This is a genomic window from Rhizobium acidisoli, assembly GCF_002531755.2.
Classification (GTDB): Bacteria; Pseudomonadota; Alphaproteobacteria; order Rhizobiales; family Rhizobiaceae; genus Rhizobium; species Rhizobium acidisoli.
In genome coordinates, this window is sequence record NZ_CP034998.1 from 3982985 (window position 1) to 3996743 (window position 13759).

12 protein-coding genes and 1 riboswitch are annotated in these 13759 nt (G+C 62.7%); of the genes, 2 read left to right on the forward strand and 10 right to left on the reverse strand.

Features of this window, described 5'->3' with window-relative positions:
• Positions 1–61 precede the first annotated feature (61 nt).
• The 6 genes from CO657_RS19445 to metA all read right to left on the reverse strand — a co-directional run bounded on the left by CO657_RS19445 (position 62) and on the right by metA (position 5947).
• Positions 62–790: an SIS domain-containing protein gene (locus CO657_RS19445; protein WP_054182360.1), complete on the reverse strand. Its 729-nt coding sequence runs from the start codon at positions 788–790 to the stop codon at positions 62–64.
• A 17-nt stretch (positions 791–807) separates the two neighbouring features.
• Positions 808–1959: an N-acetylglucosamine-6-phosphate deacetylase gene (gene nagA, locus CO657_RS19450; RefSeq protein ID WP_054182359.1), complete on the reverse strand. Its 1152-nt coding sequence runs from the start codon at positions 1957–1959 to the stop codon at positions 808–810.
• A complete protein-coding gene (locus CO657_RS19455) occupies positions 1959–2990 on the reverse strand; it encodes an SIS domain-containing protein (RefSeq protein WP_054182358.1) in 1032 nt (343 codons plus the stop codon). Before CO657_RS19455 ends, nagA begins: the two co-directional genes overlap by 1 nt.
• Positions 2987–3760: a GntR family transcriptional regulator gene (locus tag CO657_RS19460; protein ID WP_012559303.1), complete on the reverse strand. Its 774-nt coding sequence runs from the start codon at positions 3758–3760 to the stop codon at positions 2987–2989. The genes CO657_RS19455 and CO657_RS19460 overlap by 4 nt, the downstream gene beginning before the upstream one ends.
• A 148-nt stretch (positions 3761–3908) precedes the next feature.
• Complete coding sequence (locus tag CO657_RS19465) at positions 3909–4931, reverse strand: aldose epimerase family protein (RefSeq protein ID WP_054182357.1); 1023 nt, start codon at positions 4929–4931, stop codon at positions 3909–3911.
• Between the two features lie 92 nt (positions 4932–5023).
• A complete protein-coding gene (gene metA, locus CO657_RS19470; protein ID WP_003589668.1) occupies positions 5024–5947 on the reverse strand; it encodes a homoserine O-acetyltransferase MetA in 924 nt (307 codons plus the stop codon).
• A gap of 49 nt (positions 5948–5996) precedes the next feature.
• Positions 5997–6074: riboswitch (SAM riboswitch) on the reverse strand.
• 155 nt (positions 6075–6229) lie between these two features.
• Between metA and CO657_RS19475 the strand changes: the two genes are divergently transcribed.
• Positions 6230–8095, forward strand: a complete 1866-nt coding sequence (locus CO657_RS19475) for an ABC transporter ATP-binding protein/permease (protein ID WP_054182356.1) — start codon at positions 6230–6232, stop codon at positions 8093–8095.
• Between the two features lie 46 nt (positions 8096–8141).
• Here the strand turns inward: CO657_RS19475 and CO657_RS19480 are convergent, their stop codons facing one another.
• The 4 genes from CO657_RS19480 to CO657_RS19495 form a co-directional block, all read right to left on the reverse strand.
• On the reverse strand, positions 8142–8771 hold the full coding sequence (locus CO657_RS19480; RefSeq protein ID WP_054182355.1) for a hypothetical protein: 630 nt from the start codon (positions 8769–8771) through the stop codon (positions 8142–8144).
• Between the two features lie 171 nt (positions 8772–8942).
• Positions 8943–10763, reverse strand: a complete 1821-nt coding sequence (locus tag CO657_RS19485) for an ABC-F family ATP-binding cassette domain-containing protein (protein WP_054182354.1) — start codon at positions 10761–10763, stop codon at positions 8943–8945.
• A 3-nt stretch (positions 10764–10766) separates the two neighbouring features.
• Complete coding sequence (locus tag CO657_RS19490; RefSeq protein ID WP_172643261.1) at positions 10767–11423, reverse strand: thiamine diphosphokinase; 657 nt, start codon at positions 11421–11423, stop codon at positions 10767–10769.
• Between the two features lie 119 nt (positions 11424–11542).
• Complete coding sequence (locus CO657_RS19495) at positions 11543–12070, reverse strand: MarR family winged helix-turn-helix transcriptional regulator (protein ID WP_012559309.1); 528 nt, start codon at positions 12068–12070, stop codon at positions 11543–11545.
• A 115-nt stretch (positions 12071–12185) separates the two neighbouring features.
• Between CO657_RS19495 and CO657_RS19500 the strand changes: the two genes are divergently transcribed.
• Entirely contained in the window at positions 12186–13724 is a 1539-nt protein-coding gene (locus CO657_RS19500) for an MDR family MFS transporter (RefSeq protein ID WP_054182353.1), read from the forward strand.
• Positions 13725–13759: the final 35 nt, after the last annotated feature.

Below are 13759 nucleotides of genomic sequence, written 5' to 3' on the forward strand. Positions count from 1 at the left end.
CGACATGCATAAGAACAAAAACGAAGCGCGTTGCATGAATCAAATTCGATGCGACGCGCTTTTAGAGATGTGGGTTGCGCGGCCGGTATTTCCGCACGAGCTTCTGATTGATCTCGGCGGCACCTGGCATGTTGGCGCTGAGATAAACCGGCGCATCGCCGGATTTCGAAAGCTCCGAGGCGACTTCGGCGAAGATCGCATTGATGACCGTCACCCCGACCGCCGTCGAGACCGGCCCCACCCGAAGCCCCGTGCCTTCCAGATCGAGAACGGCATCCCCTGGCGGCAGCCCGTTGTCGAGCACCACATCGGCCGCGTCGGCAAGCCGCCGGCGACCATTGGCGATCGCTGAGGAATAGGCGATCGACGTGATGGCAATCACCTTTGCGCCGATTTCGCGCGCATAGTCGGCAGCCTCGATCGGCGCGGCGTTCACGCCCGAATTGGAGGCGATAATAATGACATCGCCCGGCTGCATGCCGTATCGCTCCAACATCGGCCGCACCAGGCCCTGCGTGCGCTCATAGACCGAACTGATGACCGCCCCCTCATGCAGCATGGCCGAGCCGACGAGCACCGGCACGGTGAAGGCGAGGCCGCCGGCCCGATAATGCACCTCTTCCGCCAGCATATGCGAATGGCCGGTGCCGAAGACATAGACGCGCTTGTCGCCGCGGGCAGCATCGAGAATGACATCAGCCGCCTGCGCCATCGGCTCGGCAAGCGTCTGCTTCAATTCTTCCAGCCGGCCGATCAGATTGGAGAAGTAGGCATCGGTAATATCGGTCATCCCACGTCTCCTTGAGGTCACACCGTTTCGCCGGCAAGCCAGGTGGCGGTGACGGTAAGCGCATCGGTGAGATGCACGAGATCGGCGCGCGCGCCGGGCGAGAGGTAGCCGCGATCGGCAAGCCTGAGGAAACGGGCGGGGTAAAGCGTCGCCATGCGCAGGGCTTCGGCGAGCGTCAGGTCGAGATAGGTGACGCCGTAGCGGATCGTCGAGATCATGTCGACGTCGGAACCGGCCAGCGTGCCGTCGGACAGCACCAGCTTCGAGCAGAAGCCGCCTCTTTCGCGCCGGACGGTGCGCCCGTTCAGCGTGAAGGAATCCTTCTCAGACCCGACGAGCGACATCGCATCGGTGACGAAGAACAGCTTGCCTTCGCCGCGCTTGGCGCGCAGCGCCGTGCGCAGCGCCTTCGGATCGACGTGGTGACCGTCGGCGATGATGCCGCACCAGGTCGAGGGATGGTCGATCGCCGCGCCGACGAGGCCGGGCGCACGGTGCCCCATCTGACTCATCGCGTTGAAAAGATGCGTGACGCCACGCGCGCCGGCATCGAAACGTTCCTCCGCCGCCTCGCTCGAGCAATCGGAATGGCCGATGCTGACGGTGACGCCGCCTTCCGCAAGTTCGCGCACCTGGGCAACCGTTACCTGCTCGGCCGCCATGGTGACGAGCAGCGTGCCGATCGCCTCGCGCGCCCGGATGAAGGCCTTGACGTCGCGGTCCTCGACCGGCCGCATCAGCTCGGCCAGATGCGCGCCCTTGCGGGCCGGCGCCAGATGCGGGCCTTCGAGATGCAGGCCGGCGACGCCGCGGTTCGCCTTGACCGCTTCTGTCGCCGCCTCGATCGCGGCAGTGGATGCCTCCGATGTATCGGTGATCAGCGTCGGCAGCAGCGATGTCGTGCCATAGGGCCGGTGCCCGCCGGCGATGATCGCCATCGAGGCGGCTGAAGGTTCGTCGTTCAGCATCCGCCCTGCGCCGCCGTTGACCTGCGCATCGATGAAGCCGGCCGACAGCACGCCGCCGGAAAGCGTCACCCTCTCGCCATCCGGCAGATCGTTTCCAGCAGCGATCGCTTCGACCCGTCCATCGGCAACGATGAGCGCCTTGTCGTCATGGAAACGCTCGCCATCGAAGATGCGCGCGCCGACGAAGATCTTGCGGGCCATCAGACCGTCTCCGTCACCTTGAGCAGGTTTGCCGGCCTGTCGGGATCGAAGCCCTTGCGGCGCGTGACCGACTCGATCAGCCGGTAATAGACGAGCAGCGACACCAGGGGATCGACCAGGCCGTTGCCGGTCGTCGGCACGCGCAGATTGACGCCGGAAAGCGGCTGCGTAGAGAAACCGACAGTGGTGGCGCCGAGCTTCTGCAGACGCTCCAGCGCCTGGCCGTTATTGGCGAAGGCCGCATCGTCGGGCGCAAAGGCGACGATCGGAAAGCCCGGCTGCACCAGCCGCATCGGACCGTGCATCAGTTCCGCCAGCGAGAAGGCTTCGGCATGCAGGCCGGACGTTTCCTTGGCCTTCAGCGCCGCTTCGAGCGCGATCGCGAAGGCCGGGCCGCGGCCGGCGGTATAGAGCGAGGTCGCGTTGAAGAGCACCTCTTCGGCTGCCGCCGTGTCGATCCCGGCGGTGGCCGAAAGCGCTTCCGGCAGTTTGCCGAGTGCGGCCTGCAGCTCGGACGCGCCGCCGATCGCAGCCGTCACCCCGGAAAGCGCGGCGACCGAAGCGATGAAGGATTTCGTCGCCGCGACGCTCTTTTCCGCACCGGCATTGAGGCCGAGAACGATATCGGCCTGTTTCGCCAGCGGGCTGTCGGTGACGTTGACGACGGCGATCGTCGTCGCCCCACCCTTCTTGGCCGCATCCTGCAATGCGACGATATCCGGGCTGGCGCCCGACTGCGAGACGGTGAAATGAACGCCGCCCTTCAGATGGAGAGCAGCGCCGTAGACCGAAGCGATCGACGGGCCGACCGATGCGACCGGGACGCCGCAGGTGATCTCGAAAAGATATTTGAAGAAGGTGGCGGCGTGGTCCGAGGAGCCGCGCGCCGCCGTCGTCACCACGCTCGGGCGGGCGGACGAAAACAGCCGGGCGATCTCGGCAAAGACCGGTTTTTCCTTTTCGAGAAGCGTGGCCACCACCTCCGGCGATTGGCCCGCTTCTTGAAGCATCAGCGACTGGTTCTCACTCATAGGTCATCTCCGATTCTCAATTCGGCAACGAAATCATAGGCATCGCCGCGATAATGCGAGCGGGTGTATTCAACGACGCGCTGGTCTTCCAGGCGCGAGACGCGTTCGATCAGCAGAGCTGGCGCGCCGGCATCGACGTTCAGGATCGCCGCGGAGGACGGGTCAAGCGTCACCGCGGTCAGCCGCTGCAGCGCCCGCACCGGCCTGTGGCCGTTGGCGGTCAGCGCATCATAGAGCGATCCCTCGCCGCCGGCATCGTCGCCTAAAAACTTGATCGGCACCACGGCGCGTTCGATCGCCAGCGGCAGGCCGTCGGCGAGACGCAGCCGGTCGAGCCTGAGCACCGGCTCGTCGCCGCCAAGCCCGAGCAGGAAGGATTCGTCCGGCGACGGCGTATTGACCGTCCGTGACAAGATCTTTGCAGCCGGTTGACGCCCGCGCGAGCGCATGTCGGCGGAGAAGGAGGAAAGCCGCCAGAGCGACTGCTCCATGCGCTCCACCTTGCTCGATACGAAAGTACCGCTTCCGTGGCGCGATTCCAGTGCGCCGGATGCCATCAGATCGCGATAGGCGGTGCGTACGGTGACGCGGCCGAGCTTCAAGGCCTCGGCAAGGTCGCGCTCCCCCGGCAGCGCCGTGCCGGGCTTCAGCAATCCTTCCTGAATAAGGCCGGTCAGCGTCTGCGCCAGCCGCTTGTAGAGCGGCCCGGTCAGCGCCGCATCGCGCAGGCCGCGGCCGTTGAGCTCCGCTATCAGACTGGTTCTATCCATGGACACACAATAGAACCTATTTAGAACCAATCGGCAAGATAGAATTACCGGCAAGCGAGAAAAAACCTCCCCGGCGCGGGCCGAAGAGGTTTTCATAGCGATAGAATTTGACAGCCGTAGGTCCGGCGCCGCGTCTCGAAAAAGACGCTCAGCTCTTGGTGAAGATATAATCCGTTTCCTGACGCAGCACTTCGCCGGGGCGCAGCACCGCATTCGGGAAACCCTGGTGATTGATGGCATCCGGCCAGACCTGCGTCTCCAGGCAGAAGCCGGCGAAGGGACCGTATTTGCGCCCGCCAAGGCCGGGAGCATCGGTATTCAGCTTGAAGCCGGCATAGAACTGCACACCCGGCTCGGTGCTGCGCACCTCAAGCGACACGCCGGAATAGAGGCTGCGGGCGAGCGCGACGCTACGCTTGGCGGTGCGTTCGCCGGACAGGCAGAAATTATGGTCGTACAGCATCTGTTCGCTGCCGGCGAAACGCTTCATCGGCGCCATCTCGCGGAAATCGAATTCCGTGCCGGCGACAGACCGGATCTCGCCGGTCGGCACCTGTTTCTCGTCGGTCGGCAGATAGTGATCGGCAGCGATCATGATGTCGTGGCCGAGCGCATCCTCGCGGCCATCGAGATTGAAATAGGCATGCTGGCAGACATTGGCGAGCGTCGGCTGGTCGCTTGTGGATTCGTAGGTCACCGACAGTTCGCCGTTGCCGTGCACCCAGAAGGTTGCCTGGATGGTGCAATTGCCGGGATAGCCGGCACGACCATCGGGATCGACGATCTTCAGCACCACGCGGTCGACATCATGCTCGACGATCGTCCAGTTGCGTTTGGCGATATTGTCGCTGCCGCCATGCAGATGCGTCACGCCGTTTTCGTTCAGCTCGAGCTGGTGGTCCTTGCCGTCGAGCGTAAAGGCGCCGCCGCCGACACGGTTGGCACAGCGGCCGGGCGTCGCGCCGAAATAAGCCGAATAGAGCGGGTAGCTGTCAAAATCCTCAAAGCCGAGCTGCAGCGGCGCGTCATGCCCTTCCAGGCGCAGATCCTGGATGACCGCGCCCCAGCTAATGATCTTGGCCGTCAGCCCGCCGCCCCTGATGACGACGCGATAAACGGTCTCGCCCGCCTTGGTCTGCCCGAAAACTTCCCGTTCCAACTTATCCGACATGATCGACCGTCCGTTTGATATCTAGCATCCCGACCGGAACCTGCCCGCATTTGTTCCAAACCGCAACCGGCCAAGATCAGAAAGGGGTGCCCTCACAGATCCATTCCGATCTCCTCTACATCAAACGGCGTCGTCTGGTAGATCTCGTTGATCCAGTTGCCGAACAAAAGATGCGCATGGCTGCGCCAGCGGTTCTGCGGCGCAAGCGCCGGATCATTATGCGGGAAATAATTGTGCGGCATCTTGATCGGCACGCCGGTATTGACGTCGCGGAAATACTCGTCGGACAGCGAGGTGGAATCATATTCGACGTGGTTGAACATATAGAGCCGCCGGCCCCGCTTCTCGTGCACGAGGCAGACGCCCATCTCGCTGGATTCCATCAGGATCTCCAGCTTGTCCGATTTCTCGATATCGTCGCGGCGCACCTCGGTCCAGCGCGACACCGGCACCTCGAAATTGTCGGAAAAGCCGTTGAGATAGATGGACGAGGGCTTCAGGTTGCGGTGGCGATAGACGCCGAACGCCTTCTCCTTCAGCTCGTATTTCGGCACGCCGTGGAAATGATAGATCGCCGCCATCGCGCCCCAGCAGACGTTCATCGTCGAATGCACATTCGTTTCCGTCCAGTCGAGAATTTCCTGCATCTCCGGCCAATAGGTCACGTCCTCGTAGGGCAATAACTCGATCGGCGCCCCGGTGATGATGAAGCCGTCGAATTTGCGGTGCTTCACCTCCTCCCAGGTCTGGTAGAAGGCAAGCAGGTGATCTTCGGAGGTATTCTTCGCCTTGTGGCCGCCGATGCGGATCAGCGACAGCTCGACCTGCAGCGGCGAGGCGCCGACAAGGCGGGCCATCTGCAATTCGGTCTTGATCTTGTTCGGCATCAAGTTGAGCAGCCCGATCTGCAGCGGACGGATATCCTGACGAATCGCCAGCGTTTCGGTCATCACCCGCACACCCTCTTGAACGAGGGTTTCAAAGGCGGGCAGCGTGTCGGGAATCTTGATGGGCATTGCGGTCACTCGATCAAAAAGCAAAAAACCGGCGGCGAAAAAAATCGCTACCGGTCCGCACGCGGCCCTTTAGCGAATTTTTTAACGTGGCTGCAAGCCGGCCGGCCAAATCACCACGGAACGCTTAAATAGACCCAGTCGAGCCACGAATCAACTGCCGAATGCATGCGGGAGCGACTCATGCAAGCATCATCACAGTTTAATGACTGATAGAATCTGTTGATAGACCGGTAACGCCACCATGTTAATAATGGTAAGCATGGGCGATGTTGGAAAAGCGTGATGGCAGATAAGACCGAGGGGAGGCCGGGCATCCGAAGGCAGGATAGGGTAGGCTATGATCTCAGCCTGACTGACCGCCTCGGGGTGATGTTCTCAGCATTCTGGAATTCGCAAGTGCGTGGCAAGGTGCTGTTTCTGGCGACCGTGCTGATCCTCGTCATCCTGGCGACGTCCTACGGCCAGGTCATCCTCAATAAGTGGAATGCTCCCTTCTACGATTCGCTGGAGCGCCGCGACCTCGGTGAATTCTTCCACCAGCTCGAAATCTTCGCGATGATCGCCGGTACGCTGCTGCTGCTCAACGTGCTGCAGGCATGGCTGAATCAGATGACCGCGCTCTATATGCGCGAGGGCCTGTCGCGCGACCTCGTCGATCAGTGGCTGAAGCGCAAGCGGGCGCTGCGGCTCGCCTCCAGCGGCCTGATCGGCGTCAATCCGGACCAGCGCCTGCACGAGGATTCCCGCAATCTCGCCGAAAGCACGACAGGGCTCGTTCTCGGCCTGCTGCAGTCGACCATTCTTCTTGTAAGCTTCATCGGCGTGCTCTGGGAGCTTTCCAGCGGCTTCATCTTCCACATCAGCGGCCACAGCTTCTCCATTCCCGGCTACATGGTCTGGGCGGCGATTTTCTACGCCGCCTCCGCCTCGGTGCTAAGCCAGGTCGTCGGCCGCAAGCTGGTGAAGCTCAATGCGGACCGCTTCTCGAAGGAGGCTGAGCTTCGCTTCACGCTGATGCATGCCAACGAGAACATGCCGGCAATCACCGTTGCCCGCGGCGAGGAGAACGAACGCCGGCGCATCAACACCGACATCAGCTCGGTGCTGAGGGTCGTCAAGCGGCTCGCCATGGCCAATACCAACCTCACCTGGGTTTCGGCCGGCTACGGCTGGCTGGTCATCGTCATTCCGATCATCGTCGCCGCGCCCGCCTATTTCTCCGGCGGCCTCACGCTTGGTCAGCTGATGATGTCGGTCGGCGCCTTCAACCAGGTCAACACCGCGCTACGCTGGTATGTCGCCAATTTCGGTCCGATCGCCGAATGGCGCGCCACGCTGATGCGCGTCACCGATTTCCGCCAGGCGCTGCTCGACATGGAAGAGGAATTCGCCCTGAAGGACGGCATCGCCTATGAAAACACCGCGCCCGACACGTTGACTTTGAAGGATGTGGTGATCGTCGCCAAGATCGGTGAAGAGATCGACGAATGCGGCGGCTTCCGCCTGCGCGAAACCGATGTCGTGATCAAATCAGGCGAAAAGATCATGATCAACGGCGATCACAGCGTCAACCGCAAGCTGCTCTTCCAGGCGATGGCCGGCCTCTGGCCGTGCGGCAGCGGCACAATGGGCCTGCCGCCGGTCGACGACATGCTGTTCGTCCCACAGATCGCCTATATTCCCGGCGGCACGCTGCGTGAGGCGCTGGCCTTCCCCGAAAGCCCCGATGCCTATGAGAAAGCCGCCGTCGACGCAGCCCTCGACAAGGCCGGCCTGCATTCGCTGATATCAAGGCTCGATACCCGCGCCCGCTGGGACAAACTGCTCGACAGCGACGAACAGAAGGCAATCGGCTTCGCCCGCCTGCTTCTCGCCCGTCCGCGCTGGATCATTTTCGACGAAGTGCTTGAGGGCATGGAGCCGGAATGGCAGGAAACGATGGCCGGACTGCTCACCTCCATGCCGGAAAGCGGCATGATCTATATCGGCCGTTCCGAGGCCTATCTCGAGGCATTGAAGCCGCGCGTGCTGCATCTGCAGGCGCTGCCGGCAAAATCCGAGGAACCGCAGCAGCAACAGCAGCAAGTAACCCGTACCGGCGCCAGCGCCGCCACGGGTGCCGCCGCCATGCCCGCGCCGGCGCTGTAGAGCGCCGCGCCGACAGACGCTACTTCCCTTCGAATTTCACGTATGGTCACATCGGCGGCGTGATTCCGTTGAGGCCGACGGCCACTTGGCTGGCCGAAATGCTGCCGTCCGCCGCTTTCTCGCCGGTGACGATGACGCCGGCGCCAGCCTTCAGATCGTCCTTGGTCGCCGGCGCCAAGGTCACGATCGGTGTCGTATCGGCGATGGTGATCGTCTTTTCCTTGCCCTGATAGGCCAGCGTGATCGTATGGCCGTCGACGGATTTGACGGCGTTGCTGACAGTCGCGTTGGTCATCTGGCTGTTCGGCTGCGCACCCCAGGGGCGGTTGCCCTCGCCGGTTCCCTTCATCGACACCGGAAAGATCAGCACCTCGATCGCCCCATCCGAGCCGCTGCCTTTCGGGAGCGAGGCAACACCGACGAAATCGCCGGGCTTGATATCCTCGACCGACGCTTTTTTGATGCCGCCGACTTTCCAGCCGGCTTTCAGCGTGATCGTCGCATCGCCGCCTTCGCGCGTCTTGACGACGAGACTATCGCCGCCGAAGCTTTCAATGGCACCGCGAACCCGAATGCGGTTGCCATCCTGTGCCCGTGCGGCCTGCGATGCGGCAAGCGCGGCGAGGCCGCCGGCGGCAAGTAGCGTGAAAATTCTGGAATGAGGCTTGCGGGACATATGAGTTTTCCTTGTCGCCATTGCGATCGGCATATCCCTACAGCGCCGCGCGTCTTTTCAGACGCACAACGGAGGCTGCAACACTTGGATGTTCTGCCGGACGGCACCTTATGCCGCGCAACGGCAGACTGGCCAATCAAGGAAAGGTGAGGCGGGTGGAGTTGGAAAGCCTCAGCCTTCCAACTCTTCCCGCAGCATTTCGAGCTCCAGCCACTCCTCTTCCATTTTGGTGAGGCTGGCCCGCAGCTTCTCCATTTCGCTGGCAAGCCGGTTGAAGGCAGCGGCATCGCGCGTAAAGAGGTTGGGATCGGCCATGACCTGTTCGCGTTTGGCGATCTCGGCTTCGGCTTTCGCCATCTCCTTCGGCAAATTGTCCAACGCGAATTTCTGCTTGAAGGAGAGCTTGCTCTTCGAGCCTCCGCCGGAAGGTGCCGCCTCCTGGGTCTTCGGCTTCTCCGCAGCCTTCTCGGCCCGCTTGCGCTCGTCGATCGCGCCCTTGCGCTGCGCAAGCATGTCGGAATAGCCGCCGGCATATTCGATCCAGCGGCCATCCGGGGCGTCCGGCACGGCGGGTGCAATCGTCGAGGTCACGGTGCGGTCGAGGAAATCACGGTCGTGGCTGACGAGAATGACGGTGCCGGGAAAACCGGCGACGATCTCCTGCAGCAGATCGAGTGTTTCGATATCGAGATCGTTGGTCGGTTCGTCGAGGATCAACAGGTTCGCCGGGCGCGAGAGAATACGCGCCAGCATCAGCCTCGCGCGCTCGCCGCCGGAGAGGCTTCTGATCGGCGTGCGTGCTTGCTCCGGCTGGAACAGGAATTCCTTCATATACCCGGTGACATGACGCTGCTCGCCGTTGACGAGCAGGTTTTCGCCGCGCCCGTCCGTCAGGTAATTGGCGAGCGTATCTTCGGGATCGAGATCCTCGCGCTTCTGGTCGAGTGTCGCGATCTCCAGATTGGTGCCGAGCTTTATCGTGCCGCTATCCGGTAAAAGCTGCCCGGTCAGCATCTTCAGCAGCGTCGTCTTGCCGGCGCCGTTCGGCCCGACCAGACCGATGCAATCGCCGCGATGCACGCGGATCGAGAAGGGCGTGACGATCGGCCGGTCGCCGAAGCTCTTGGTGATCTTGTCGGCCTCGATCACCAGCTTGCCGGATTCCTGCGCGTCCGAAGCCGTCGCCTGCACCGTGCCCTGCGGCCCCTTGTGGCCGCGATACTGCGAGCGCATCGTCTGCAACTCGCCGAGACGGCGCATGTTGCGCTTGCGCCGCGCCGTGACGCCGTAACGCAGCCAGTGCTCCTCGCGCTCGATCGCCTTGCCGAGTTTGTGCTGCTCCAGTTCTTCGGCCTCGAGCACCTGGTCGCGCCAGGCTTCGAAATGCGAAAATCCCCTGTCGAGCCGGCGTGAGGTGCCGCGGTCGAGCCAGACGGTTGCCGTCGAAACCTTTTCGAGGAAACGCCGGTCGTGCGAGATCAGCACCAGGGCGCTGCGCGTCTTCTGCAGCTCGCCTTCCAGCCATTCGATTGTGGGAAGGTCGAGATGGTTGGTCGGCTCGTCGAGCAGGAGAATGTCGGGCTCCGGCGCCAGCACGCGGGCAAGTGCTGCGCGGCGCGATTCGCCGCCGGAAAGGGTGCTCGGATCTTCCTCGCCGGTCAGCCCGAGATGGGACAGCAGATAGGTGACGCGATACGGGTCGTCGCCCGGCCCGAGGCCGGCCTCGGCATAGGCCTGGACAGTGTTGAAACCAGCAAAATCGGGCGCCTGTTCGAGATAACGCACCGTCGAGGACGGATGACGGAAGACCTCGCCGGATTGCGCCTCGACCAGGCCGGCGGCGATCTTCAGAAGCGTCGATTTTCCCGAGCCGTTGCGCCCGACGAGACAGATTTTGTCACCGGGCTCGATCTGCAGGCTGGCACCAGCCAGAAGCGGCGCGCCGCCGAAGCTCAGAAAGATATCGTCGAGTTTCAGAATGGGAGGGGCCAAAAATCAGACTCCGGAAAGATCATAGGGCCTGGCGAGCACAATCGCCCGGCCGCTGCGAAGCGAAAAGCGAACCGTGCCTTCCGCGACATTGGAAATGGTGCGCGAAGAGCCGAAAGGCAGATGGAAATCGGCCAGTGGATAACGCGCATTGTCGATGCAAAGCCCGGTCAGCTCGCTGAACCCGAGCACGGAAAACAGGCTGGCCTTGGGAAGATCCAACTCGATCATACCGGCAAGCAGCGGCACCGCCTCCTCCTTGCCCGAGGTCAGCAGCAGGTCGAAACCCTGTTTAGCCAGACTGACGGCCGACAGCAGATGCTGAAGCGCGTGGTCCGAGCGTTCGCCGCCAAGCGCACCCGCAAGAATCAGCCGCCGCGCACCCCGCGCGATCGCTTCCGACACGGCGATTTCGCCGTCCGTCGCCGCCTTGGCCGCGGGATAGGGCTGTTTCGGCACATCGGGAAAGGCGCCTTCGAGATCGGCCGGGGTCGAATCGAAATCGCCGACCCAGATCTCCGGCGTAATGCCGAGTGCCGCCGCATGCCGCATACCGCCATCGGCCGCGATGAAACGGCTGCCGCCGACGGCATGGCGGAGGCGCTCCGTCAGGCTGAGTTCGCCGCCAAGGAGAATGGTGAAGGTGGATTGGCTCATGGGCATTGCCCTTAGCGCAAACGAGGGGTCGAGGGGAAGGGGCGCGGCTGGATCGGCCCCATTTGCCGTCGAGCGCCGCGCATCCAACAGGACGCGCCCCAGGCGCTCGCTGATGTGAAATGAGGCTAGCCCGGCGTCTCCTTGTCGCGCGACTGAAAGACCGCCTCGTAGCCGCCGATGAAACGTTCGAACAATATAGCGAAGCGATCGACATCCTCCTCAGGCCAGTCGGAGACGATCTCGGAGATGATCGCGAGTTTCTGCGCGACGATCTCGGCAAGCAGTTTCTGGCCGACCTCGGTCATGACGACGACAATGCGCCGGGCATCGGCCTGTGAAGCCTCGCGGCGCAGCACGTTGCGCCCAACCATGTCGGCCACCACCCGGCTGGCCCGTGACGGATCGATGCGCAGCATCTCCGCGATCATGCCGACCGTGACTTCGCCGGCAGGCTGCGCCCTGCGCACGGCATCGAGCACATCGAGATGCGAAAGTTCGAGGCCCGGCGCGGCACTCTGGATCGCCAGCCGGCCGATCAACCGCCGCCCGGTCATCAACCGCATGCGCCCCATGCTCCGGCCGATGCGCGGGACGTTTTTCTCATCCGGCGCAGCCGGTTCCGGGGAATTGGTCTTGGTCAGCACGTCATTCATGATCGGACCATATCAGAGCCGTTTCCGATTTTGAATATGCCGATGTCATTAATGTGCCATTGACAAATATATGCTGTCAGCACATAAAAGGCGACCAACCCGGAATGATGCTCCCATGGACATGCAACTCGCGCCTCAGCCGCTCGTGACGGATCCTCGTCGCCGGCTTATCCTCTTCTTCTTCCTGATGACAGCCATGTTCATGGCGACGCTCGATAATCAGATCGTTTCGACGGCGCTGCCGACGATCGTCGGCGAATTCGGCCATCTCGAGCGTTTCGGCTGGATCGGCTCGGCCTATCTCCTGGCGCTCAGCGCCGTCATGCCGCTCTATGGCAAGCTCGGCGATCTCTTCGGTCGCAAATATGTGATGATGACGGCGATCATGATTTTCACCGTCGGCTCGGCGGTCTGCGGCCTCGCGGTCTCGATGAACACGCTGATCGCCGCCCGTGTGCTGCAGGGTCTCGGCGGCGGCGGCATCATGGTGTCGATCTTCGCCGTCAATGCCGATCTGTTCGAGCCGCGCGAGCGGGCGCGTTACCAGAGTTATTCCAGCCTCGTGCTGATGGCGTCGGGCGCGATCGGTCCGGTGCTCGGCGGCACGATGAGCGACCTTTTCGGCTGGCGTTCGATTTTCCTCGTCAACGTGCCGATCGGCCTGATCGCGCTTGCCGGCCTTGCCGTGATGTTGCCCTATCGCAAGCCGCATCGCCGCCCGAGGATCGATTATGCCGGTGCGCTGCTGCTCGCCCTGACGACGACCAGTATCGTGCTTGCCACCGACAGCAGCGAACTGTTCGGCGCATTGGTCTCGCCGCAGAGTATCGGCATCGTCGCCTTCGGCGTCGTCTGCGCCGTCACCTGGGTATTCGTCGAGCGCCGCGCGCCGGAGCCGATCGTACCGCTGGAGCTCTTTCGTAATTCGACCTTCAACCTGCTCCTGGTGATCTCGATCATGGGCGGCGCCATCGCCATCGGCATGGTCAATTACCTCGCGCTCTTTCTGCAGACCACCACCGGCCTTTCGCCCTCTGCCGCCGGCCTTCTCTTCATCCTTCTGACGGGCGGCCTCGTCTGCGGGTCGCTGTCCGCAGGCCGCATTATCTCAAAAACGGGCCGCTACAAGCCCTTCGCCGTTGCAAGCCTGACCTGCAGCGCCATCGCCTTCGCATTGATGTCGCAGATCCATGCGGGAACGCCGATCGCCTTCATCGGCGCGATTATGATGCTGCATGGCATCGGCATCGGCCTTGCCCAGCAGGTTCCCGTCATCGGCGTGCAGAATGCAGCACCGGCCCGCGACGTCGGCGCCGCCACCGGGTCGGTGACGCTGTCGCGCATGGGAGGCGCGTCGATCGCTATCTCCATCTATGGCGCCATCATCGCCTCTCAGCTTAACAAGGTCGGCGTGTCCATTCCCGGTGTCGCCGATATCGAGCAGCTGACGCCGAAGATGATGGCTTCCCTTCCCGAAGCAAGCCGCCAGTCTGTCGCCGATCTCTATGCCGCCGCCTTCTCGCCGCTCTTCATGACCGCCTGCGCCATTGCGCTGATCGGCCTTGTGGCCGCTCTCATGCTGAAGCCGGTGCAACTACCCCGCGCCGGCGAGACTTTAAGACCACAACCGACGACGGCCGAAGCCGCGGAATAACGAATCGGGGCCGATACCCCATCAGAAGGCGTTTC